Source organism: Pseudarthrobacter sp. B907, from assembly GCF_040137805.1.
In the GTDB taxonomy this organism is placed as follows: Bacteria; Actinomycetota; Actinomycetes; order Actinomycetales; family Micrococcaceae; genus Arthrobacter.
This window is the reverse complement of record NZ_JBEEQE010000003.1, coordinates 255,725-277,676: the sequence shown is the minus strand read 5'-3', so window position 1 is coordinate 277,676 and position 21,952 is coordinate 255,725. Positions and strand designations below refer to the sequence as shown.

Here is a 21,952-nt window from a genome sequence, read left to right as displayed (position 1 = left end):
TCAAAAAATACCCCGCCGCAACTGTCGGACGGCGTCGGGGCCTAAAACGATACTAATCTCTTTCGCGTCAGCTGCCCGGCTCCGCGGGCAGCGGCGGCATGGGTTTCCAGGCGCGGTCGGCGAGGATGGCGCGGGATTCCCGCCAGCCGCCCCAGAGCGCCCCGGTCCCCTTCAGCGTCCGTTCGACGAGCACGAGGCGGGCGATTTCCTTTAGGAAGGTCAGCGCCGTCCCGGCCCCGAAGCCGAGCCGGTTGAACCTGCCGTGGGCCCGGAGGTACTGCGCGACGTGGCCGCGGTTGCGCATCACATAGCGGCGGCTCAGGTCGGAGGAATCGTTGAGGTGGCGCAGGCCGAGGTCCACCTGGCGCTGCGCCCGGACCTTTTTGATCACGAAGGCGTTGACGTAGACCACCGGAGTCTGTTGCGCGGCGAGCCAGCCGTAGATCAGGTCATCCCAGGTGATGAAGAATCGCGGGTCCGGCAGCCCGATGCTGCGCGCCACCGAGGCCTTGATCAGCATGCCTTCGAAGTTTCCGACGTTGGTGCGGAACACCTCGGAGTGCGCGAACACGTCGCGGGACACCGGCAGGAAGACCCCGAGTGCCTCGACAAAATGGTGCTGCCAGAAGAAGGGTTTGCCGTCGGCGTCGTAGCGGCGGCCGATCAGGCAGGAGTAGTCCGGCGTGAACCTCGCCAGCGCCTCCACCGCGCCGGGGAGCACCTCGACGTCGTCGTCCATCAGCCACAGCCAGTCCGCGCCGCGGCCGAGCGCAAGCTCGACGCCGCGGGAGAACCCGCCGGCGCCGCCGATATTCTCGTCCAATCGCGCGTAGTCGATCGGCAGCCCGCCCGCCAGCGCCGCGGCGACGACGTCGGCCGTGTGGTCGCTGCTGGCGTTGTCCACCACGATGATCCGCGCCGGACCGGTGCCGAGGCGGGCGAAGGAATCGAGCAGGTTGCGCAGGTAGTCGGCCCGGTTGTAGGTGACGACGACGGCGTACAGGTTCTCCACGGCGGCCTAGCTGTTGCTGGACATCAGTTGCGCGGGCGAGCCGAAGCCCTTGCCGCGGAACCCGGTGGAGTAGGCGCGGAACCAGTGCGCGAGGCCCTTGAAGTCCCCGGTTTTGAGGAAGTAGTACGGGAAGCCGATGATGTCCGCGCCGAACCAGCGCAGGTTACGGTACTTGCGGGTGAGGAAGCCCCGGTTGCGGAAGTAGCAGTAGCGCTTGAACTCGCCCTCCGGGATGACGGGGGTGATGAAGCCGCCGAAGATGGGCTTCATCTCGGTCCAGGTGGCGGGGTGCTGCACCGCCACGGTGGCCAGCGTGCCGTACTTCAGGCCGGCCTTTTTCACCCGCGAGAGGAAGTCGACTTCGTCCCCGCGGATGAAGAACTTCACGTCGGGGATGCCGATCTTGTAGAAGACCTCGGTGCGGATCAGGGCGCCGTTGAAGAAGTGAACCATGTCCGGGAGGTAGCCCATCGGGGCCAGCCGCGAGCGGTCGTTGGTCAGCAGCCCGTTGATCCGGAAGTTGAAGGAGAGCCGGTTGGGGTCGGCGGTGGCGGCGACCAGCGGGCTCACGATGTCGAGCCGGTGTTCCTCGGCGGTCTTGAGCAGCTCGGCGAGGCAGCTGGCGTCCTCGGGATGGCCGTCGTCGTCCATCATCCAGATCCACTCGGCGCCGCTGGCCATCGCGGCCATGATCGCGTAGGCAAAGCCGCCGGCGCCGCCGAGGTTCGCCTCGGAGCGCAGGTAGTTGATGTTCGCCGCCCCCTGGGCCTCGACGACGCCGGTGGCCGGCACGGTGCCGGAGTCCACGAGAGCGATCGAGTGGATCGGGGCGGTCTGATCCGCCAGGCCCTTCAGCAGCAGGGCAAGTTCCTCGTGACGGTCAAAGGTTACGGCCGCGACGGCGACTTTGGGCTGCATGTCAGTTCCTCGCGGAATGGTCGGGGGCCGAGTCGGCGGGCAGGCCGGCCTCGGCAGGATCGGCAGGCGCCCCAGCCGGCGCTTCGGCCGGAGTCTCGGCGGGCGTCTCGGCGGGGGCTTCGGCAGGCGGCTCTTCGCCGGCGCCCAGGACGCCCGGCACGACTTCGCGCAGGCGCTCCAGGCTGATGGCACCCTGGCGGACCACGCGCAACGGCAGGGCCGTCGCGTCAATAATGGTGGAGGGTTCGGCGCCGTCGCCCTCGACCGGCCGGTGGCCGCCCTCCAGGTACACCTCCACCGATTCCGCCAGCTGCGCCTCGGCGTCGGCCGCGCTCTGGGCGGCGGCTTGGCCTGTCCGGTTGGCGGAGGACACCGCCAGCGGCCCGGTGAGGGTGAGCAGGTCCTGGGCGACGTCGTCGGCCGGGAGCCGCAGGGCCACGGTGCCCTTGGTCTCGCCCAGGTCCCAGTCCAGCGAGGGCTGGGCGTGCAGGATCAGGGTCAGCCCGCCGGGCCAGAATGCCTCGGCCAGTTGGCGCGCCTCGGCCGGGACGTCGGTGGCGAGGCCGTCCAGGGCGTTCAGCCGCGGGATGAGCACCGGCGGCGGCATGCTCCGGCCGCGGCCCTTGGCGGCGAGCAGCAGCGTCACAGCCAGCGGGGAGAAGGCATCCGCGGCAATTCCGTACACCGTGTCGGTGGGCAGCACCACGCACTTGTTTTCCCGGATGGCCCGCTGGGCGTGTTCAAGTCCTGCGGCTCGCTGGTCCGCATCGGCGCAATCGTAGCTGGTCGTCACTGGGACATCCTTTCATCACTGCGGGTGGGGGCCGGTTTGCGGACGGCGCTGGTGGCGCGTTCCCGGCCGTTGAGGTCAAGATGGGTTGTCACACCGGACCAGAGACCTGAGCGCTCCAGCATCGCGGAAATCCAGCCGGCCTGGACCTCGGCGTGTTCCATCACAAAGTAACCGCCGGGGACCAGCAGCCTGGCCGCGGACGCGGCGGCCGCCGCGGGAAGTTCCATGCCGTCCGCTCCCCCGCCGTAAAGCGCCTCGGGCGGGTCGTGCAGCGCCACTTCGGGCTCGTTGGGAACCGCTTCGGCGGGGATGTACGGCGGATTGGACACGACGACGTCGAACGTTCCGTTGTGTTCGGGCAACGCGTCCCGCAGGTCGCCGCGCACCAGGCGGACGCCCAGCGGCAGGAGGTTCTTCGCCGCCCAGGCGTGCGCGAACTCGCTGAACTCCACGGCGTGGACCTCGGCGCCGGGCACCTCGTGCGCGATCGAGCCGGCAATCGCGCCGGAGCCGGTGCCCAGGTCCACCACCTTGGGGTGCGCCGATCCCGCCCGGTCCTTGAGCCAGTCGATCACCAGCTGGACCACGGACTCCGTTTCGGGCCGCGGGATGAACACCCCGGGGCCGACCGCGAGTTCCAGGTAGCGGAAGTGCGCCACGCCGGTGATGTGCTGCAGCGGGATCCGCTGAGCGCGCTCGGCCACCAGTTCGGCATAGCCGGCCGGCGCCGGCGTGTCGCCGAGCACCATGGCACGGAGCCGGCCCGGACCCACGCCCAGCAGGTGTCCGGCGAGCAGTTCGGCGTCCACCTTCGGGCTGGGCACGCCGGCGGCGGCGAGTACGGCCGTGGCCTCGCGGACGGCGTCCGCGAGGCTGGGAGCGGAATCAGGAATCATCAGGCTCAGGTGTCATCGGGGCGCAGGGCCCGCGTTAGTCGCCGATGGCGTCGAGGCGGGCCTGTTCGTCCATCTCGATGGCGGACTGGATGACCGGCTCAAGGTCGCCGTTCATGACCTGGTCCAGGTTGTACGCCTTGTAGCCGGTGCGGTGGTCAGCGATCCGGTTTTCCGGGTAGTTATAGGTGCGGATGCGCTCCGAGCGGTCCATGGTGCGGATCTGCGACTTGCGCTGGGCCGAGTTCTCGGCGTCGATCTGCTCCTGCTGGTGGGCCAGGATGCGGGCGCGCAGCACACGCATGCCGGCTTCGCGGTTCTGCAGCTGGGACTTCTCGTTCTGCATCGCGACGACGATCCCGGTGGGAAGGTGGGTGATGCGCACGGCCGAGTCGGTGGTGTTGACCGACTGGCCGCCGGGGCCGGAAGAACGGTAAACGTCGATCTTGAGGTCGTTCTGGTTGATCTCGAGTTCCTCGGGCTCGTCCACCTCGGGCAACACCAGCACGCCGGCGGCCGAGGTGTGGATGCGGCCCTGCGACTCGGTGACGGGAACGCGCTGGACGCGGTGCACGCCGCCTTCGAACTTGAGCCGCGCGTAGACACCCTCGGCGGGGTCGTTGGAGGTGCCCTTGACGGCCATCTGGACGTCCTTGTAACCGCCCAGGTCCGATTCGGTGGCCGAGATGAGTTCGGTCTTCCAGCCACGGGATTCCGCGTACCGGGTGTACATGCGCAGCAGGTCGCCGGCGAACAGGGCCGCCTCGTCGCCGCCCTCGCCGCCCTTGACCTCGAGGATCACGTTGCGGGCATCGTCCGGGTCGCGCGGGATCAGCAGCCGGCGCAGCTTAGCCGCCGCCGTCTCCAGGGCAGCCTCGAGCTCGGGCACCTCGGCCGCGAACTCGGGATCCTCGCCGGCCATTTCCTTGGCCGCCGCCAGGTCGTCGCGGATGCCCTCCCAGCGGTGGTAGGCCTCCACAATGCCGTTCAACTGCGCCGAACGCCGCCCCAGCTTCCGGGCCAGCTTCTGGTCAGCATAAACAGCAGGATCCCCCAACTGCGCCTGAATGGAGTCATGCTCATCCAACAGGCCCTGTACGGACTCAAACATTTCAAAACCTCTTTCGACTTGATACCAAGTCTAGTTATGCGGCGGCGATAGGTGAGACGAGAGCATGGCGTTCGATTTTTTGCCGCCCCGGGAGTGGCATCGGGCCTGCCGGAGCTGGGAGGCTGGCGATCGAAGATCGCAAGCCTCCCAGCGTAGGGGCGGGGGCGGCAAAAATCGAACGACAAAGGGTGGGGCCCGCGAACATACGCGACGGCCCCACCCCCTGCTCAGCTACTTGTCGTTATCGGACTTCGCACCAAGCGTCGTCTTCTGCACCTGCATGAGGAACTCGACGTTGCTCTGGGTCTCCCGGATCTTGTTGGTCAGCAGCTCAAGGCTCTGCTGCGTTTCGAGTCCGGAGAGGACGCGGCGCAGCTTCCACATGATCTTGACTTCCTCGGGGGAAAGCAGGTTCTCCTCGCGGCGGGTACCGGACGCGTTGACGTCCACGGCCGGGAAGATGCGCTTGTCCGCGAGCTGGCGGGACAGTCGCAGTTCCATGTTGCCGGTGCCCTTGAACTCTTCGAAGATGACCTCGTCCATCTTGGAGCCGGTCTCGACGAGCGCGGTGGCCAGGATGGTCAGCGAGCCGCCGTTTTCGATGTTGCGGGCTGCTCCGAAGAAGCGCTTCGGCGGGTACAGCGCAGCGGAGTCGACGCCGCCGGACAGGATGCGGCCGGAGGCCGGAGCCGCCAGGTTGTAGGCACGGCCCAGGCGGGTCATCGAGTCCAGGAGCACCACAACGTCCATGCCCATTTCCACGAGGCGCTTGGCGCGTTCGATGGAAAGCTCGGCCACGGTGGTGTGGTCGTCGGCGGGACGGTCGAAGGTGGAGGCAATGACCTCGCCCTTCACTGTGCGCTGCATGTCCGTGACCTCTTCGGGACGTTCGTCAACGAGCACCATCATGAGGTGGACCTCAGGATTGTTCGTGGTGATCGCGTTGGCGATGGACTGCAGGATGAGCGTCTTGCCGGCCTTCGGCGGGGAAACGATCAGGCCGCGCTGGCCCTTGCCGATCGGGGCCACCAGGTCGATGACGCGGGGGCCGATCTTCTTGGGGTCCGTCTCGAGGCGCAGTCGCTCGGAGGGGTACAGCGGGACGAGCTTCGCGAACTCGACGCGGTCCTTGAGCTCCTCGGGGGTCTTGCCGTTGACCGAGGTGACGCGCACCAGCGCGTTGAACTTCTGGCGCGCGGACTGCTGCTGGTTGCTCTGCTGGGACTCGCCCTCACGCGGTGCGCGGATGGCGCCGACGACGGCGTCGCCCTTGCGCAGGTTGTACTTCTTGACCTGGGCGAGGGAGACGTAGACGTCGTTCGGGCCCGGCAGGTAGCCGGAGGTGCGGATGAACGCGTAGTTCTCCAGCACGTCCAGGATGCCGGCGACCGGCAGCAGGACGTCGTCCTCGGTGACCTCGACGTCGTCGACGTCGGGACCTTGGGAGCGGCCGCGGCGGCGTTCGTTGCGGTCGCGGAAGCGGTCGTTGCGCGAGCTGTTGTCGCGGTTGTCCTGGCCACCGGAGCGGTCATTGCGGTCGTTGCGGTCCCGGCGGTTGCGGCGGTTGCGGCGGCTGCCGCCGTCGGAATCATCGTTGTCGCGGGTGTTGTCGCGGTTGCCGGAGGTGTTGTCGCGGCTGTTGTCCCGGCCGCGGGTGTTCTCGCGACGCTGGCCCGCATCGCTGCCCTGCTCGGACTGGCGCTGTTCGGGCTGGCGCTCCTGGCGCTGTTCGCCGGATCCCTGCTCGGCCGGGGCCTCGGCGGGGGCTTCGGTCTGGCCTGCGGCCTCGCCGCGGCGGCGGTTGCGGGTCCGCGGCTGGCGGGTGCGGTCGCTGGACTCGGCGCCCTGCTCGGCCGGAGCCGCTTCGGCGGGGGCGGACGGTGCCTCGACCGGCGCGGCGGGTGCTTCGGCGGCGGGGGTGGTGACGACGCCGTCGCTGCCCGCGCGGCGGCTCCGGCCACGGGTCCGGGCACGCGGGTTTTCCTGGGCCGGTGCCTCGGTCGCGGCGGCTGCCGGCACGACGGCCGGAGCCGATGCGTGCGCCACGGTGCCGTTGTCGCTCGCCTTTTCGGCGGCGCGGGCGGGTGCCTTGCTGACGGGGGTACCGGCACGGTGGGCGGAAATGGCGGTCACCAGATCGCCCTTGCGCATCCGGGAGCCCCCGGAGATTCCCAGCTGGCTGGCCAGGGCCTGGAGCTGGGCGAGCTTGAGGCCTGCGAGGCCGCTGCTCTTGGCGGGTGCTGCCGATGCGGCAGCAGAAGATGATGTTTCCACAGCTGAAGACAGCTCAGTGGTTTCGGTCACGAAGGATCCTTCCCCCTCGACGGCGTCCAGGCTAGGAGCTGGACGCGGTGATTTGATCTGGGCTGCAGTTCAGATCTGCAGCCGGGATTTCGGCCTTGCCGGTTGGATTTCGGCCGGCAGGGCCGGATACTGCTACACCAGGTCACGCTCCGGAATTATGGAACGGCCGGCTGACATTTCAGGGGGAACAGAGGAATTCTGCAGGTTCCTGCGTCAGACCGAAAGCAGGTGGCACCGGAAAATATTGCGCAGTGAAAGATGAGAGAGGCAACTTGGCCAACATCGCGGTCTTAGAAAAAGCTTGCGTGATTACCGCCGGTGCACTTCCACTTTAGCACCTTCAGTGTCCACAGCCAGCTTCATCACACGCCAGGCAACCTCCGGCGTGTTGGCGGCGGTGAAAGTGCCGATGGCCTCGACGACGTCGGCCGCTTCCTTTTCGCCGGCGGCCAGGACCAGCACGGTGGGTCCCGCGCCGGAGACGACGGCGGCGTGGCCGGCGCGCCGCAACGCGGAAATCAGTTCGGCGCTGGGCCGCATGGCCTGGGCGCGGTAGCTCTGGTGCAGGTAGTCCTCGGTGCCGGGCAGCAGGAATTCGGGCTTCTGCGTCAGCGCGTGGATCAGCAGGGCAGCGCGTCCCGAGTTCATGGCCGCGGCGTGGTGCCCCACGGAGGCCGGCAGCAGCGCCCGGGCGGCCTCGGTGGAGAGCTCAAAGTCCGGAACGGCGACCACCGGAATGATTGCGGGGTCGACGGTGGCGCAGGTGCTGCTGTACTGGTCACTGTCCTGCCAGGACAGCGCCAGGCCGCCGAAAATGGCCGGTGCCACGTTGTCCGGGTGGCCCTCAAGCTTTGAGGTGAACTGCAGGATCCAGTCCTTGCCGCGCCGGGACTCCGCGGGAACCAGGGCGTTCGCGGCGGTGGCGGCGGCCACCACGGCGGCCGCCGAGGACCCGAGTCCGCGGCCGTGCGGGTTGACGTTGTCCGCCGTGATCCGCAGTCCCTCGTGGCGGTAGCCCAGCAGGTGCAGCGCCTCGGTGAGGGCCCTGGCCACCAGGTGGCTCGCGTCGCGGGGCAGCGTGTCCGCGCCCTCGCCGCTGAGCTCGAACTCCAGTTCGCCGCTGGCGAGGGTCTCCACCGTCAGCGTGTCGTGCAGCGAGAGCGCCAGCCCGAGGCTGTCGTAGCCAGGGCCCAGGTTGGCGCTGGTGGCCGGAACCCGGACGGTGACCGCCTGCCCCGCCGGAACCGCCGGCGTTTCGGCGGGCGATTCGGCCGGGACGGTGAGGGTGGTTTCCACGGCTATTTTTCTTCCAGTCCCAGTTCGGCGGCCACCGTGACGACGTCGTTGGCGACCTTGACCGGCTGCACCTCAGTGCCGTCCTCGGTGCGCAGGGCCCACTGCGGGTCCTTGAGCCCGTGGCCGGTGACCGTGATGACGATGGTCTTGCCGGACGGCACCTCGCCCGCGCCGTGCTTCTTGATCAGCCCGGCGACCCCGGCGGCGGAGCCGGGTTCGACGAACACACCTTCGCGGGCGGAGAGCCAGCGGTGCGCGGCGAGGATTTCCTCGTCGGTAACGGCCTCGATCACGCCGCCGGATTCGTCACGGGCGGCAACCGCGGTGTCCCAGGAGGCGGGGTTGCCGATCCGGATGGCGGTGGCGATGGTGTCCGGCTCGGTGATCGGGTGGCCGGCGACGAACGGGGCGGCCCCGGCGGCCTGAAAGCCCCACATCACCGGGGTCTTCGTTGCGACGGCGGCCAGGGTCCCGGCCGTGGCGGATTCGTAGGGCGCAGCGTATTCCTTGTAGCCCTTCCAGTACGCGCTGATGTTGCCGGCGTTGCCAACCGGAAGGACGTGGATGTCCGGGGCGTCACCGAGGGCGTCAACAACCTCGAACGCGCCGGTCTTCTGGCCCTCGATCCGGGCCGGGTTGACCGAGTTGACCAGGAACACCGGGTAGGACTCCCCCAGCTTGCGCGCAATGTCGAGGCAGTCGTCGAAGTTGCCGTCCACCTGCAGCAGGGTGGCCCCGTGTGCAATCGCCTGGCTGAGCTTGCCCATCGAGATCTTGCCCTCGGGCACCAGCACGGCGCACTGCAGCCCGGCCGAGGTGGCGTAGGCCGCCGCCGAGGCGGAGGTGTTGCCGGTGGAGGCGCACACCACGGCCTTGGCGCCGGAGGCGACGGCGGCCGTCATGGCCATGGTCATCCCGCGGTCCTTGAAGGATCCGGTCGGGTTCATGCCCTCGACCTTGAGGTAGACGGTGCAGCCGGTGAGCTCGGAGAGCTTCTGCGCGTGCACGAGCGGGGTGCCGCCCTCGCCCAGGGTGATGACCTTGGTGGCCTCGGTGACCGGCAGGCGTTCAGCGTATTCGCGGATGACCCCGCGCCATTGGTGAGCCACTTAGACCCCTTCTACCCGCAGTACGGATGTGACGGTGTTGATGACGTCCAGGCCCTTCACGGCCTGGACGGTTGCTGCCAGTGCGGCTTCGCTCGCGCGGTGCGTGACGATCCTTAGCTCCGCAGACTCCGTCTGGGAGTCCGAGTCGCGGTGGATGGTCTGCCGCATGGTTTCGATGGACACGCCGTGTTCGGCGAAGAGCTGCGCGATCCGGGCCAGGACGCCGGGCTGGTCCGCGACGTCGAGGCCGATGTAGTAGCTGGTGACCGCCGCGCTGATGGGCGCCGCGGGGACCTGGCCGGTGGTGGTTTCGGCGCGGCCGGGGCCGTCCAGGACAAGGCTGCGGGCGGCGGAGACGAGGTCGCCCATCACGGCCGACGCCGTCGGCTTCCCGCCGGCCCCCTGGCCGTAGAACATCAGTTCGCCGGCGTTTTCCGCCTCGATGAAAACGGCGTTGAACGCCCCATGGACCGCGGCCAGCGGGTGTTCGCGCGGCAGCAGCGTTGGATGCACGCGCACGGAGACCCCGGCGTCTGTTTTTGTGCCTGTCTTTGTGCCTTCGGCCCCCAGCTTCTCCGCGATCGCCAGCAGCTTGATGACAAAGCCGGCGTCCTTGGCCGCGGCGATGTCCGCTGCGGTGACGGAGCTGATCCCCTCGCAGTAGACGTCTTCGAGGGCGAAGCGGGTGTGGAACGACAGCGAGGCGAGGATCGCGGCCTTGGAGGCGGCGTCGTGGCCCTCGACGTCGGCGGTCGGGTCGGCTTCCGCGTAGCCGAGCCGCTGGGCCTCGGCCAGGGCGTCGGCGAACTGCGCGCCGGTGGTGTCCATCTGGTCCAGGATGAAGTTGGTGGTGCCGTTGACGATGCCAAGCACCCGGGTGATCCGATCACCGGAGAGGCTGTCCCGGATGGGCCGCAGGATGGGGATCGCGCCGGCGACGGCGGCCTCGTAGGACAGCTGCACACCGGCCTTGTCCGCTTCCTCGTGCAGCGTCGGGCCGTCCTTGGCCACGAGCGCCTTATTGCCGGTGATGACGCAGGCGCCATTGCGCATGGCGGCCACGATCAGGGTGCGGGCCGGTTCGATCCCGCCCATCAGTTCGATCACCAGGTCCGCGTCCCTAACCAGGGCGTCGGCGTCGGTGGTGAACAGCTCACGCGGCAGGTCGACGTCGCGGGGGGCGTCGACGTCGCGCACGGCGATGCCGGCCAGTTCCAGGCGGGCACCGGCCCGCGAGGCCAGCATCCCGGCGTCGTCAATGAGAATCCGCGCAACCTGGGCCCCAACGTTGCCACAGCCCAGCAAGGCCACTTTCAGGGTTCGCATTTCCGTCATTCAGACTCCCATGTCGCGGTTCAGCAGATCTTGTTCGGTTTCGCCGCGGACAATGAGCCGGACTGATCCATCGCGTACCGCGACAACGCCCGGCCGGGCCAGATAGTTGTAGTTGCTTGAGAGGGCCCAGCAGTAGGCGCCGGTCCCCGGTACAGCGAGCAGATCACCGGCTGCCACGTCCTCGGGCAGATATACATCTCTAACAACTATGTCGCCGCTCTCGCAATGTTTGCCCACCACTCGGGACAGCTGCGGGGCGGCGCCGGACGCGCGGGAGGCCAGAATCGCGGAATAATCCGCGTCGTACAGCACCGGGCGGGCGTTGTCGCTCATGCCGCCGTCCACCGACACATACCGCCGGGGGTACGTAACGTTTTCCGCCGCGTTTTCGGCCGGGGCATCGACCCGGACGGTCTTCAAGGTGCCCACCTCGTAGAGCGTGAAGGTGCTGGTGCCCACGATCGCGCGGCCCGGTTCGATCGAGATCCGCGGCGCGGTGATGCCCAGTTCGGCCACCTTGTCCCGGACGACGGCGGCCATCGCCTGCGCGATTTCCGCGGGCGGGCGGGGGGTGTCCACCGGGGTGTAGGCGATGCCGTAGCCGCCGCCCAGGTCCAGTTCAGGCAGCACGATGGAGTACTTGGCCTGCATCGCTGCGAGGAAGTCGAGCAGCTTCTCCGCTGCGAGCGCGAAGCCGTCGGGTTCGAAGATCTGCGAGCCGATGTGGCAGTGCAGGCCCAGCAGTTCGATGCTCTCGTGCGCGGCGGCGGCGGCCACGGCCTCCTCGGCGGCGGACAGCCCGGCCTGCTCGGTCGAGTCGCCGGCCATCGAGAGGCCGAACTTCTGGTCCTCGTGCGCGGTGGCGATGAATTCGTGGGTGTGCGCGTGCACGCCGGGGGTCAGCCGCAGCATGACCTTCGCCGTTTCGCCGCGGTTGGCGGCAATTGCGGCCACCCGCTCCAGCTCGGCGAGGCTGTCCACCACGATCCGGCCCAGCCCCATGTCCAGGGCGCGGTGGATCTCGCCGTCGGACTTGTTGTTTCCGTGCAGCGCCACGGCGGCACCGGGAATCCCGGCGGCGGCGGCGACGGCCAGCTCCCCGCCGGACGCGGTGTCCAGCCGGAGGCCTTCCTCCTCCACCCAGCGGACGACGGCGGTGCACAGGAACGATTTGCCGGCGTAGTAGACGTCCACTCCCCCGCAGATGTCCGCGAACGCCTCGTTGAAGGCATCCTGGAAGGCCCGGGCGCGGGCGCGGAAGTCGGTCTCGCTCATCACGAACAGCGGGGTGCCGAACTGCCGCTGCAGTTCGCTGACCGGGATGCCGTCGATGGCGAGCTCGCCGCCGTCGTTGCGTTCCACGCCGGCGGCCCACATCGGCGGGTGCAGCGCGTTGAGGTCCGCCGGCACGGCCAGCCAGTCCGGGGCGAGCGGGGAAGCCGTCGAGGAGTCGTTGGGGTTCGCGGTCATGGCGGTCACATCCGTTCCGGCGCCGAAACGCCCAGCAGTTCCAGTCCGTTGGCCAGCACCTGGCTGGTGGCGTCGTTGAGCCAGAGCCGGGTGCGGTTCAGGTCGGTGATGGCTTCCTCGCCCAGCGGGGCGACACGGCAGGCGTCGTACCAGCGGTGGTAGGCGCCGGCAATGACCTCCAGGTGGCGGGCGACGCGGTGCGGCTCGCGCAGCTCGGCGGCCTTGGCCACAATCGAGGGGTAGCTGCCCAAGTGCGAGAGCAGCTCGTTTTCGGTCGCGTGGTCCAGCAGCGCGGCGTCGAAGCTGTCCTGGCCGTCCACCCGGCGCTCCACCCCGGCGGCCACGGCGTTGCGCGCGGCGCCGCGGGAGCGGGCATGCGCGTACTGGACGTAGAACACCGGGTTCTCGTTGCTGTGCTTCTTGAGCAGTTCCGGGTCGAGGGTCAGCGGCGAGTCGGCCGGGAAGCGGGCCAGGGAGTACCGGACGGCGTCCTTGCCCAGCCAGGAGATCAGGTCCTTGAGCTCGATGATGTTGCCGGCCCGCTTGGAGAGCTTGGCGCCGTTGACGGAGACGAGCTGGCCGATCAAGACCTCGATGTTGGCCTCCGGGTCGTCCCCTGCGGCGGCCGCGATCGCCTTGAGCCGGTTGATGTAGCCGTGGTGGTCGGCGCCGAGCAGGTAAATCTTCTCGGTGAAGCCGCGGTCCTTCTTGGACAGGTAGTAGGCCGCGTCGGCGGCGAAGTAGGTCGGTTCGCCGTTCGCGCGGATCATCACGCGGTCCTTGTCGTCGCCGAAGTCGGTGGTGCGCAGCCAGACCGCGCCGCCGTCGTCGTACACGTGGCCCTGTTCCCGGAGCCGGGCGACGGCGTCCGCGATAGCGCCGGCGTCGTGCAGTTCTTGCTCGGAGAAGTAGACGTCGAACTCGACGCCGAACTCCGCGAGCGTCTGCTGGATGTCCTTTAGCTGGGCCTTGTAGGCCGCCCCTCGGATCACCGGCAGCGCCGCGACGTCGGTGAGTTCGCGGATGTCCGGGTGCTGGGTCAGCACCTCGTGGCCGAGGTCGGCGATGTATTCGCCCGGGTAGCCGCCCTCCGGGACGCCGCGGCCGTGCAGCCGGGACAGCACCGAGTGCGCGAAGACGTCCATCTGCGAGCCGGCGTCGTTGATGTAGTACTCCGCCGTGACGTCCGCGCCGGAGGCCCGGAGCACGCGCGCGATCGAGTCGCCGAGGGCAGCCCAGCGGGTGTGGCCGATGTGCAGGGGGCCGGTGGGGTTGGCCGAGACGAACTCCATGTTGACCGTGCGGCCTGCGAGCGCGGTGTTGGTCCCGTAGGCGGAGCCCGCCTCGACGATGGCCTTGGCGAGCGCGCCGGCGGCCGCCGCGTCGACGGTGATGTTCAGGAAGCCCGGTCCTGCGATGTCGACGGCGGAGACTCCCTCGATGGCCGCCAGCCGCTCACTGAGCAGTCCGGCGAGCTGGCGCGGGTTGGTCCCGGCCGGCTTCGCGAGCTGGAGGGCGATGTTGGTGGCCCAGTCGCCGTGCTCCCTGTTCTTGGGCCGCTCCACGCGCACCGCGTCCGGTACGTCGGCGGCGGCAAGGGCGATTTCACCGGCGGCGACGGCGTCCTTCAGGCAGGCGGATATGGCGAGGGAGAGTTCTTCTGGGGTCACGGTTCCAGCCTACCGGGGGCCCGCAGTCCCGCGGAATTTTCCGGCCTTCATCTTCGGCCGTGGGCGGTTTTCCTTTGGAGCCCACCTTCCTGCTAAGCTCTAGGACGTCCCGCCGGTAACGGCAGGATCCCTGATTGCCCTCGTAGCTCAGGGGATAGAGCGTCTGCCTCCGGAGCAGAAGGTCGTAGGTTCGAATCCTATCGAGGGCACCATCGAAAAACCCCGCCGTTTTAACGACACGGCGGGGTTTTTGCGTTTGCCCTCAGGAGCCGGCGTGGCTCCGGTCAGCGTCGAAGTCCAGCCCCGCTTCGTCCGGGGTGGCAAGGGTCAGTACGGCTTCCTCGACCGTCGCGTGGTCCTCGAGTTCGCGTTCAATCCGGCGCAGCGCCACTGCCACTTCGTGTTCGGGGTGGTCGCCCTGCAGATCGACGGCAGCGACGAGGTAGAGCTTGCGCGGTCCGACGAACTCCAGGTGCAGGTATGTGAGCCGGGCAATCTCCCGGTGCTCGAGGACCCGGCGCGCCATGGAGCGTTCGATGTCCGGGGTGACGCCCTGGCCCACCAGGAAGCGTCGGTTGCGGTCGATCAGCACAACGGCGACGACGGCCAGCAGCACGCCGACGACGATCGAGCCCACCGCGTCCGGCAGCGGCGAACCGGTGACCTGGTGCAGGAAGACCCCGGCAAACGCCACGACCAGGCCGATCAGGGCCGCGGCGTCCTCCGCGAACACGGCGCGCAGGGTGGGATCGGAGCTGATCAGGACCTGTTCCAGGGTATGCCGGTCCAGCTGGTGCGCCGCCTTCCGGGTCTGGCGGAACGCCTGGGTGAAGGAGATTCCCTCGAAGACGAAAGCGGCGCCCAGGACCACGTAGGCCACCGCGAAATCGGCGGCGGGCTCCGGTGTGATGAGCTGCTGGATGCCGTGCATGATCGAGACCACGGCGCCGGCGGTGAAGAGGCCGAACGCCGCAAACATCGACCACACGTACGCTTCCCGGCCGTAGCCCATGGGGTGGCTCTTGTCCCGCGGCCGGGCGGACCTGCGTTCGGCGAAGAACAGGAACACCTGGTTTCCGGTGTCCGCCCAGGAGTGGGCCGCTTCGGCCGTCATCGAGGCCGATCCGGTCAGGAGCGCAGCCACCGTTTTTGCCGCGGCCACGAGGAAATTCGCCGCGAACGCGATGATCACCGTCAGCAGGGTCGAGCCGGGCTTTTTCCGCTTCTCCGTTTGCGCCATTGGCCTACCGTATCCAACCGGCGGGCTCAGCGTGCCCGCTCCAGCCGGCCTCTGCCAAATGTCGGCGCCCCCTCGTAGTCTGTTGGCATCGGCAGAAGCAAAGGGGTCTCACATGTACTGCTCCATCATCCCGCCCTACCTGTTGCGCCGGCTGGCAGCGCAACACCACGAGCCGCGGCTGCAAATGGCGGCCCGCGCCGCGAAGGAAGCGCTGCAGCACGTCAAGAGTTTCCAGGCGTCCCGTGCGGCTCCGGCGCCCGCCGCGCCGCCGGGGTTGCGGCAGCTTACGCCGGGGCCGCCCCAGCGCACCGTGTACGACGCGAAAGCCTCCGAGGACCTGCCCGGTGTGCTGGTGCGCAAGGAAGGCGAACCAGCCACCGGCGATCCGGCCGCGGATGAGGCCTACGACGGCCTGGGCCACACGCACCGGCTCTATGCGGAGGCGTTCGGCCGGAACTCGATCGACGGCAACGGCCTGCCGCTGGACGCCACGGTGCACTTCGGTCATCTCTACGACAACGCGTTCTGGGACGGGAAACAGATGGTGTTCGGCGACGGCGACGGCCAGGTCTTCACCCGCTTCACCGCCTCCCTCAGCGTGATCGGCCACGAGCTGGCCCACGGTGTCACCCAGCACTCCGCCGGGCTTGCCTACCGTAACCAGGCCGGCGCCCTCAACGAATCCCTCTCGGACGTTTTCGGCGCCCTCGTGGAACAGTACGTGAGGCAGCAGTCCGCGGCGCAGGCCAGCTGGCTGATCGGCGAGGGGCTCTTCACGGACCAGGTGCAGGGCACGGCGCTGCGCTCCATGAAGGCTCCGGGAACGGCGTACGACGACGACGTGCTGGGCAAAGACCCGCAGCCGGACTCGATGGACGGCTATGTGCACACCAGTGCCGACAACGGCGGAGTGCACCTGAATTCGGGCATCCCCAACCGGGCCTTCTGCCTGGTCGCGACCACGCTGGGCGGCAACGCGTGGGAGGCCCCCGGACGCATCTGGTACGACACCCTGACGGGCGGGACGCTGCCCGCGTCCGCAACTTTCAGTGCCTTCGCCAAGGCCACCGCGGCGTCCGCCACGGAGCTCTACGGCACCGGTTCCCCGGAGCATGACGCCGTTGTGCAGGCATGGGAAACTGTGAAGGTAAAGCTCCAGGGAGCGAAGCGCTAGCCGAGTTCCAGCAGATCCGAGTCCAATCGAGATCCGAGTCCGATGAAGATAACTGTCCAGCGCAGCGGCGGCGTAGCCGGAATGAAGCGGACGTGGACCGTCAGTCCCCAGCCGCCGGAGGACACCGACCGGTGGCAACCGCTCATCGAAGCGTGCCCCTGGGACGCCGTCGGAGCGGCCAGCGGATCCGCCGGCCAGCCTGACCGGTTTATGTACAGCATCCGGGCCGGCCAGCGCCGGGCGGTCCTGCCGGAGCGCGAGCTGACGGGTCCGTGGCGGACCCTCGTCGAGTGCGCCCGCGCCGCCGCGGAGGCGCCCGGGCGGGACGGCCAGCCAGGTTAGACGGCTGCGAGGTTAGACGGCTGCGAGGTGCCCGCGGAACGTCCGCCGGTAGGACTGCGGGCTGGTGTCCAGCACCTTGGCAAAGTGGTGGCGCAGCAGGACCGAGTGGCCGAACCCGGCCTCCCGGGCGATCTCGTCGATGTTGAGGTCGGTCGTCTCCAGCAGCTCCTGCGCGCGCAGCACCCGCTGCGAATTGAGCCAGGCTGCCGGGGTTGCGCCGGTTTCGGCCCGGAACCGGCGGGCAAAGGTCCGCGGCGACATGTGCACGCGGGCGGCCAGCTCGTTGACCGAGTGGTCGTCCTCCAGGTTCGCGACCATCCACCGGAGCAGCTCTTCCATCGGCTGCGAACCGCACCGCGGCATCGGCCGGTCGATGAACTGGGCCTGGCCGCCGTCGCGGTGCGGCGGCACCACCATGTCCCGGGCGATACTGGCCGCCACGTTCGCACCCAGCTCCACCCGGACCAGGTGCAGGCAGGCGTCGATGCCGGCGGCGGTCCCGGCGCTCGTGATGATCTGGTCGTCCTCGACGTAGAGCACGTTCTCGTCCACGAGCGCGGCCGGATAGCGGCTGGCCAGCTCCTGGGAGTAGTGCCAGTGTGTGGTGCAGCGGCGGCCGTCGAGCAACCCGGCCCGTGCCAGCGCGAAGGCCCCGGAACAGATCGACATAACCCAGGCTCCCCGGGCATGCGCCGCCCGCAGTGCCTCGAGGACGGATTCGGGAACGTCCTCGTCCCGGCCGTACGGGGTCATGATGACGAGGTCGGCATCCGCGGCCGCCTCCAGCCCGAGCCCCACGTGCATCGACAGCCCGGATTTCATCGGAATGTCCCCCGGCACCGGCGTGCAGACCCGGAAATCGAAGGCGGGCACACCGGCGCCCCGGTCTGAGCGGTCGACGCCGAACACTTCAAACGCGGTTCCGAACTCGAAGATCGAGAAGTGCGGAACCACGATCATCGCCACTGAATTGATCATGAATCCAGTGTGGCAGAAATTTGAGCTTTTTGGGCATTTCTGCCACTTTTTTTACCCTGTGCTCCGGAGAACTATGGAGGTATGGAACTCATCGGAATCGCCCTCATCGTCCTGATCCTCGCCGCCGTCGCCGCCACCCTCCGGGCCCTCCGGAAAGACGGCCTTGGCCACAACCCGCCCGTCCGCTCGGAGGACTACTGGATGGCCCACGACCTCCCCAGCACCAGCTACACGCTGCGGTTCTTCTAAACCTATCCCTGCACCCGCTGCCCGGCCCCGCCCAGGGACCGGGCAACCCTATGTCCGGCGCCGCCGGCGCCGGGACAGCAAGCCGGGCCAGTAGACTGTGTGCAGCCATGACACTGCATATCTCCTACCCCGCCGAGCTGCCGGTCTCCGAGCGCCGCGAGGACCTGATGGCCGCCATCGCCGCGAACCAGGTGACCATCATCGCCGGCGAGACCGGCTCCGGTAAGACCACCCAGATCCCCAAAATGTGCCTGGAGCTTGGCCTGGGCGAGAACGGCCTGATCGGCCACACCCAGCCACGCCGGCTCGCCGCCCGCACGGTCGCCGAGCGTATCGCCGAGGAACTCGGCGTCGAGATCGGCCAGGAAGTCGGTTTCCAGGTCCGCTTCACCGGCGAGGTCAGCCGCTCCACCAAGGTCAAGCTGATGACCGACGGCATCCTGCTGGCCGAGATCCAGCGCGACAAGCTGCTGCGCAAATACAACGCGATCATCATCGACGAGGCGCACGAACGCAGCCTCAACATCGACTTCATCCTCGGCTACCTCAAACGCATCCTCCCTGCGCGCCCGGACCTGAAGATCATCATAACCTCGGCCACCATCGACCCGGAGCGTTTCGCCAAGCACTTCGGCAGCGAGGAAGCCCCGTCCCCGATCGTCGAGGTCTCCGGCCGCACCTACCCGGTGGAGATCCGCTACCGCCCGCTCTCGGCGCCGGCCGGCGGCCCCGCCGCCGGTGACGATGCAGCCGACTCTTCCGACGACGAACTCGAAGAGGACCGCGACCCGCTGGACGCGGTCTGCGACGCCGTCGACGAACTCGCCCTCGAGGCCCCCGGCGACATCCTGATCTTCTTCTCCGGCGAGCGCGAGATCCGCGACGCCGCCGAGGCGCTCAACGCGCGGATCCAGACGAACCGGCGGCTGGCCGGCACCGAGGTCCTGCCGCTCTTCGCCCGGCTCAGCCTGCAGGAACAGCACAAGGTCTTCCACCCCGGCAGCAAACGCCGGATCGTGCTGGCCACCAACGTCGCCGAAACCTCGCTCACCGTCCCAGGCATCAAGTACGTCATCGACACCGGCACCGCCCGCATCTCGCGCTACTCGCACCGGACCAAGGTCCAGCGCCTGCCGATCGAGCGGGTCTCCCAGGCCTCGGCCAACCAGCGCTCCGGCCGCTGTGGGCGTGTGTCCGACGGCATCGCGATCAGGCTGTACTCGGAGGAGGACTTCGAGTCCCGGCCGCTGTTCACCGACCCGGAGATCCTGCGCACCAACCTCGCCGCCGTCATCCTGCAGATGACCGCCATGGGCGTCGCCCGCGGGCCGAAGGACGTGGAGAACTTCCCGTTCGTTGAACCGCCGGACTCCCGCGCCATCAACGACGGCGTCACGCTGCTGCGCGAACTCGGTGCCCTCAGCGCGGCCGGCGCAGCCGGCGGCCGCGGCGGCGGGCTTACCGCCGTCGGGCAGCAGCTGGCCCAGCTGCCGGTGGACCCGAGGCTCGGCCGGATGATCGTCGAATCGGGCAAACGCGGCTGCGTCCGTGAGGTGATGATCCTGGCGGCGGCCCTCACGATTCAGGACCCGCGCGAGCGCCCAACGGACAAGCAGCAGCTTGCCGCGGAGAAACACGCCCGCTTCCGGGACGAGAACTCGGACTTCACCGGCTACCTGAACCTCTGGAACTACCTGCAGGAGAAGCAGCAGGAGCTCTCCTCGACGGCGTTCCGCCGGCTCTGCCGCAATGAGTTCATCAACTACCTGCGCGTCCGGGAGTGGCAGGACCTCTTCGCCCAGCTGCGCCAGCTCGCCCGGCCGCTGGGCATCAGCCTGGACAACAAAAGGCTCACGGATCCGGTGGGCCACCACGACGGCATCCACATCAGCCTGCTTTCCGGGCTGCTGAGCCACATCGGCATCCTGGACGAACGCAAGCGCGAGTACGCCGGTGCCCGCGGCAGCCGCTTCGCGATCTTCCCCGGCTCGGCCCTGTTCAAGAAGTCCCCCACCTTCGTGATGGCCGCCGAGCTGGTCGAAACCAGCCGGCTCTGGGCGCGCGTCGCGGCGAAGTTCGATCCGCTCTGGGCCGAGCAGGTGGCACCGGACCTGGTCAAGCGCAGCTACAGCGAACCGCACTGGTCCAAGAAGATGGGCTCGGTGATGGCGCATGAGAAGGTCACGCTCTACGGCGTGCCCATTATTCCGAGCCGCCGGATCAATTACGGCAAGGTGGACCCGGAACTCTGCCGGGAGCTGTTCATCCGGCACGCGCTGGTGGAGGGCGACTGGCAGACCCACCACAAGTTCTTCCACCGCAACCGCGCCCTGCTCCAGGAGGTCGAGGAGCTCGAGGCCCGGATGCGGCGCCGCGACATCCTGGTCGACGACGAAACCCTGTTCGAGTTCTACGACGCCCGGATCGGCAAGGACGTGGTCTCCGAACGCCACTTCGACAAGTGGTGGAAGGATGCGCGCCAGCAGGACCCCACCCTGCTGGACTTTGACCAGGCGCTGCTGATCAGCGAGGACGCCGACGCACTTGACGATTCCGCGTACCCGAAGACCTGGCAGCACAAGGGCTTCGAACTGCCGCTGAGCTACGAGTTCCACCCGGTCGCCCCCGGCTCTCCGCCGAATCCTTCCGACGGCGTCACCGCCGAGGTCCCGGTCCTGTTCCTGAACCAGCTCGACGACGCCGCGTTCCGCTGGCTGATCCCGGGCCAGCGGGTGGAACTGGTGACCGCCCTGATCAAGTCGCTGCCGAAGCAGGTCCGCAAGAATTTCGTTCCCGCACCCGACGTCGCCCGACAGGCCGTGGCGGCGCTGGAGGCCGATTTCGATCCCGCCACGGACGAGCTGGAGCCCTCGCTGGAACTCGTGCTGCGCCGGATCCGCGGCCAGGTCATCCCACCGGGGTCCTGGAACTGGGACGCCGTCCCGTCGCACCTGCGCGTCAGTTTCCGTGTGGTCGATCCCCGCGGCAAAGTCCTCGACGAGGGCAAGGACCTCGCGGCGCTGCAGGAAAGGCTTGCCCCGGCCACCCGCCGCGCCATCGCCGAGTCCCTCGGCGCCACCCCGTGTACGACGGCGCCGAAGTCCGGCGGCACGGCCGCCGGCCGGGCGAACGGGAAAACACCCGCCGCCGCTGCGCCGGCGGCGACGGCAGCGCCCGGTTTCACCGAGCTGTCCGGCCTCAAGGACTGGACCTTCGGCACCGTGCAGCGCCAAGTCCAGGGCACCGTCAAGGGCCACACCGTCACCGGCTACCCCGCCCTGGTCGACGAAAGCACCTCCGTAGCGCTACGGCTGTTCCAGACCACCTCCGAGCAGGAGCAGGCCATGCGCGGCGGGGTTATCCGGCTGCTCGCCCTGAAAGTGCCGCCGCCGGACCGCTACGTCCTGGAGCACCTGAACAACACCGAAAAGCTGACCTTCAGCCAGAACCCGCACGGCTCGGTGTCGGCGCTGATCGCGGACTGCGCCTTGGCCGCGATCGACAAGCTCACCCCGGCCGACCTGCCGTGGGACGAACCCTCCTTCAAGGCCCTCTACGAGCAGGTCCGGGCCGAGCTGATCGACACGGTCTTTACGGTGACCGCCGTCGTCGAACGCATCCTCGCCAGCACCCGGCGGATCGAGAAGCAGCTCAAGGGCACCACGAGCCTGGCCCTGATCAGCGCCCTCAATGACGTCAAGGCCCAGCTGGAGCAACTCATCTATCCCGGGTTCGTGGCACGGACGGGCTACGCCCAGCTCAGCCAGCTGCCGCGGTACCTCGCGGCCATCGAAAAGCGCCTCGAGAAGCTCCCCGGGAACGTCCAGCGGGATGCGCAGCACATGGCGGTGGTCCAGGCCCTCGAGGACGACTATGACGACGCCGTTTCCGCGCTGCTGCCCGGGCGCCGGGTGGGGACCGAGTTAACCCAGGTCCGCTGGATGATCGAGGAGCTGCGGGTGAGCCTCTTCGCCGTCGAGCTCGGGACCGCCTATTCGGTCTCCGAGAAGCGGATCCGCACCGTGCTGAACAAGGCGCTGGCGCCGGCGTAGTTTCCG

17 protein-coding genes and 1 tRNA gene are annotated in these 21,952 nt (G+C 68.6%); 5 read left to right on the top strand and 13 right to left on the bottom strand.

The genetic code is table 11. The annotated features are described in order from the left end of the window. Positions 1-67 precede the first annotated feature (67 nt). The 11 genes from ABLI39_RS04280 to argS all read right to left on the bottom strand — a co-directional run bounded on the left by ABLI39_RS04280 (position 68) and on the right by argS (position 13,911). Positions 68-1,012, bottom strand: a complete 945-nt coding sequence (locus tag ABLI39_RS04280) for a glycosyltransferase (protein ID WP_349412181.1) — start codon at positions 1,010-1,012, stop codon at positions 68-70. 6 nt (positions 1,013-1,018) lie between these two features. Continuing rightward, the gene (locus ABLI39_RS04275) at positions 1,019-1,930 is read right to left on the bottom strand and encodes a glycosyltransferase (RefSeq protein ID WP_349412180.1); all 912 of its coding nucleotides are present in this window, start codon (positions 1,928-1,930) and stop codon (positions 1,019-1,021) included. A gap of 1 nt (position 1,931) precedes the next feature. Next, positions 1,932-2,723 (bottom strand): L-threonylcarbamoyladenylate synthase, encoded by a 792-nt coding sequence (locus ABLI39_RS04270; RefSeq protein WP_349412179.1) that lies wholly within the window; start codon positions 2,721-2,723, stop codon positions 1,932-1,934. Continuing rightward, on the bottom strand, positions 2,720-3,619 hold the full coding sequence (gene prmC / locus ABLI39_RS04265; protein WP_349412178.1) for a peptide chain release factor N(5)-glutamine methyltransferase: 900 nt from the start codon (positions 3,617-3,619) through the stop codon (positions 2,720-2,722). The genes ABLI39_RS04270 and prmC overlap by 4 nt, the downstream gene beginning before the upstream one ends. A gap of 34 nt (positions 3,620-3,653) precedes the next feature. Beyond that, positions 3,654-4,727 carry a peptide chain release factor 1 gene (gene prfA / locus ABLI39_RS04260; protein ID WP_349412177.1) on the bottom strand — a complete coding sequence of 358 codons (1,074 nt, stop codon included), beginning with the start codon at positions 4,725-4,727 and terminating at the stop codon, positions 3,654-3,656. A gap of 231 nt (positions 4,728-4,958) precedes the next feature. Beyond that, positions 4,959-7,031 (bottom strand): transcription termination factor Rho, encoded by a 2,073-nt coding sequence (gene rho, locus ABLI39_RS04255; protein WP_349412176.1) that lies wholly within the window; start codon positions 7,029-7,031, stop codon positions 4,959-4,961. Positions 7,032-7,340: 309 nt separating this feature from the next. Further along, complete coding sequence (gene thrB / locus ABLI39_RS04250; RefSeq protein WP_349412175.1) at positions 7,341-8,327, bottom strand: homoserine kinase; 987 nt, start codon at positions 8,325-8,327, stop codon at positions 7,341-7,343. 2 nt (positions 8,328-8,329) lie between these two features. Continuing rightward, the gene (gene thrC / locus ABLI39_RS04245) at positions 8,330-9,436 is read right to left on the bottom strand and encodes a threonine synthase (RefSeq protein WP_349412174.1); all 1,107 of its coding nucleotides are present in this window, start codon (positions 9,434-9,436) and stop codon (positions 8,330-8,332) included. Then, positions 9,437-10,771, bottom strand: a complete 1,335-nt coding sequence (locus ABLI39_RS04240) for a homoserine dehydrogenase (protein WP_349412173.1) — start codon at positions 10,769-10,771, stop codon at positions 9,437-9,439. Further along, positions 10,772-12,241 (bottom strand): diaminopimelate decarboxylase, encoded by a 1,470-nt coding sequence (lysA, locus tag ABLI39_RS04235; protein ID WP_349412172.1) that lies wholly within the window; start codon positions 12,239-12,241, stop codon positions 10,772-10,774. A gap of 5 nt (positions 12,242-12,246) precedes the next feature. Then, a complete protein-coding gene (gene argS, locus ABLI39_RS04230; protein WP_349412171.1) occupies positions 12,247-13,911 on the bottom strand; it encodes an arginine--tRNA ligase in 1,665 nt (554 codons plus the stop codon). 136 nt (positions 13,912-14,047) lie between these two features. Between argS and ABLI39_RS04225 the strand changes: the two genes are divergently transcribed. Further along, positions 14,048-14,123, top strand: a tRNA-Arg gene (locus tag ABLI39_RS04225). Between the two features lie 50 nt (positions 14,124-14,173). Here the strand turns inward: ABLI39_RS04225 and ABLI39_RS04220 are convergent. Further along, positions 14,174-15,151 carry a cation diffusion facilitator family transporter gene (locus ABLI39_RS04220; protein ID WP_349412170.1) on the bottom strand — a complete coding sequence of 326 codons (978 nt, stop codon included), beginning with the start codon at positions 15,149-15,151 and terminating at the stop codon, positions 14,174-14,176. A 112-nt stretch (positions 15,152-15,263) separates the two neighbouring features. Here ABLI39_RS04220 and ABLI39_RS04215 point away from each other — a divergent pair, with 112 nt between their 5' ends. Together ABLI39_RS04215 and ABLI39_RS04210 are read left to right on the top strand one after the other, a co-directional pair. Next, positions 15,264-16,325 (top strand): M4 family metallopeptidase, encoded by a 1,062-nt coding sequence (locus tag ABLI39_RS04215; protein ID WP_349412169.1) that lies wholly within the window; start codon positions 15,264-15,266, stop codon positions 16,323-16,325. A gap of 42 nt (positions 16,326-16,367) precedes the next feature. Continuing rightward, positions 16,368-16,667 (top strand): protealysin inhibitor emfourin, encoded by a 300-nt coding sequence (locus ABLI39_RS04210; protein WP_349412168.1) that lies wholly within the window; start codon positions 16,368-16,370, stop codon positions 16,665-16,667. A 12-nt stretch (positions 16,668-16,679) separates the two neighbouring features. Here the strand turns inward: ABLI39_RS04210 and ABLI39_RS04205 are convergent, their stop codons facing one another. Then, complete coding sequence (locus ABLI39_RS04205; protein ID WP_349412167.1) at positions 16,680-17,645, bottom strand: GlxA family transcriptional regulator; 966 nt, start codon at positions 17,643-17,645, stop codon at positions 16,680-16,682. Between the two features lie 81 nt (positions 17,646-17,726). Here ABLI39_RS04205 and ABLI39_RS04200 point away from each other — a divergent pair, with 81 nt between their 5' ends. Both ABLI39_RS04200 and hrpA read left to right on the top strand, forming a co-directional pair. After that, on the top strand, positions 17,727-17,894 hold the full coding sequence (locus ABLI39_RS04200; RefSeq protein ID WP_349412165.1) for a hypothetical protein: 168 nt from the start codon (positions 17,727-17,729) through the stop codon (positions 17,892-17,894). A 107-nt stretch (positions 17,895-18,001) separates the two neighbouring features. Further along, positions 18,002-21,946: an ATP-dependent RNA helicase HrpA gene (gene hrpA, locus ABLI39_RS04195; RefSeq protein ID WP_349412164.1), complete on the top strand. Its 3,945-nt coding sequence runs from the start codon at positions 18,002-18,004 to the stop codon at positions 21,944-21,946. Positions 21,947-21,952 lie beyond the last annotated feature (6 nt).

Coding starts and splice junctions, on each gene's coding strand:
- hrpA (WP_349412164.1), top strand. CDS start 18,002: ATGACACTGCATATCTCCTACCCCGCCGAGCTGCCGGTCTCCGAGCGC.
- ABLI39_RS04205 (WP_349412167.1), bottom strand. CDS start 17,645: ATGATCAATTCAGTGGCGATGATCGTGGTTCCGCACTTCTCGATCTTC.
- lysA (WP_349412172.1), bottom strand. CDS start 12,241: ATGACCGCGAACCCCAACGACTCCTCGACGGCTTCCCCGCTCGCCCCG.
- ABLI39_RS04220 (WP_349412170.1), bottom strand. CDS start 15,151: ATGGCGCAAACGGAGAAGCGGAAAAAGCCCGGCTCGACCCTGCTGACG.
- ABLI39_RS04210 (WP_349412168.1), top strand. CDS start 16,368: ATGAAGATAACTGTCCAGCGCAGCGGCGGCGTAGCCGGAATGAAGCGG.
- ABLI39_RS04200 (WP_349412165.1), top strand. CDS start 17,727: ATGGAACTCATCGGAATCGCCCTCATCGTCCTGATCCTCGCCGCCGTC.
- ABLI39_RS04275 (WP_349412180.1), bottom strand. CDS start 1,930: ATGCAGCCCAAAGTCGCCGTCGCGGCCGTAACCTTTGACCGTCACGAG.
- prmC (WP_349412178.1), bottom strand. CDS start 3,619: ATGATTCCTGATTCCGCTCCCAGCCTCGCGGACGCCGTCCGCGAGGCC.
- ABLI39_RS04215 (WP_349412169.1), top strand. CDS start 15,264: ATGTACTGCTCCATCATCCCGCCCTACCTGTTGCGCCGGCTGGCAGCG.
- prfA (WP_349412177.1), bottom strand. CDS start 4,727: ATGTTTGAGTCCGTACAGGGCCTGTTGGATGAGCATGACTCCATTCAG.
- ABLI39_RS04240 (WP_349412173.1), bottom strand. CDS start 10,771: ATGACGGAAATGCGAACCCTGAAAGTGGCCTTGCTGGGCTGTGGCAAC.